Raw genomic sequence first — 1,277 nt, 5'->3', positions numbered from 1 at the left:
TGGCGATTCCGTTCGGCCTCAAGTTCAGCGGCTATGCCCGCTATGGCGCCCATTTCCAGACCGGCGACCAGAAATATGTCGGCGTCGACGGCTCCTATAACGGCGCCTCGGCGATCGGTCGTCTGGGCAACGAAAGCAACGGCGGCGAATTCCAGATCAGCAAAGCCTTCAAAAGCGCGCAGGGGGCTATCTGGGATCTCAACGTCATGTTCGACCACTGGAGCGACGAGGTTAACCTGAAGAAGGCCTACGTCGGCGTCACCAACGTGCTGGAATCCAATCCCAACGCCTATATCTGGGCCGGCCGCGACTTCCACCAGCGTCCGCAACAGGGGATCAACGACTACTTCTGGATGAACCACGACGGCCAGGGCGCCGGGGTGAAGAACTTTGATATCGGCGGCGTGCAGTTCGACGTGGCGGCGGTGTCGCAGGTGAAATCCTGTAGCCCGGAAGTGATGGCCGACGAGACCAACCCGTCGCGCATCACCTGTACCGGCAGCTCCGACACCGGGGACAACGGCCACTACGCGCTGACCACCAAAACCCACAACATCAAGGCCGGGCCGATCGACGTCGAGGTGTACGCCAACTACGGCTTTGACTCGAAGGCGGTGGACAGCGACGCGCGTCTCGAAGCCTGGCAGGGCGGCCTGGTGCTGAGCCACACCAACGACAGCGGGGTGAACAAGGTGATCCTGCGCTACTCCGACAACTCGGATAACAGCGTCTACAACAAAACCGACGACCTGACCACGGTCTACGCCAGCTTCGAGGGCAGCCATAAGTTCACCCAGCAGGCGCAGGTGGAATATCTGCTGGCCTTCCACGACTACGACAACGGCAAAGATAATACCGACAACCGCAAAAACTACGGCGCCATCGTGCGGCCGATGTACTTCTGGAACGACGTGCACTCCACCTGGCTGGAAGCGGGCTACCAGCGCGTGGACTACGACCAGGGCGGGGATAACCACGGCTGGAAGCTGACGCTGTCGCAGAACATCGCCATCGGCATGGGGCCGGAGTTCCGTCCGATGCTGCGCTTCTACGTGACCGGCGGTCAGGTGGACAACGAGCATACCGCGAAGGTCAACGGCACCAAAGACCAGCAGCTGGATTCGCTGAACGTCGGCGGGATGTTTGAGGCGTGGTTCTGATGCGATAGCGTTGTCGAAGGAGCGTTCCCGGCTGGCGCTACGCTTAGCCGGGCTACGACTGGTGCGCTCCATTTATGCCGGATGGCGGCATACATGCCTTATCCGGCCTACGTTCCT

Annotated in this window: 1 protein-coding gene; it reads left to right on the top strand. The window is 60.9% G+C overall.

Features of this window, described 5'->3' with window-relative positions; genetic code table 11:
* On the top strand, positions 1–1,160 hold a 1,160-nt coding region (locus ACOI7D_RS27775), incomplete at its 5' end, for a carbohydrate porin (protein WP_221078789.1).
* Positions 1,161–1,277 lie beyond the last annotated feature (117 nt).

The sequence above is a fragment of the Klebsiella sp. C360 genome (assembly GCF_048822415.1).
Taxonomy (GTDB): Bacteria; Pseudomonadota; Gammaproteobacteria; order Enterobacterales; family Enterobacteriaceae; genus Klebsiella; species Klebsiella quasipneumoniae.
The sequence above is the reverse complement of the archived record's forward strand: the minus strand, read 5'-3'. Positions and strand labels throughout refer to the sequence as shown.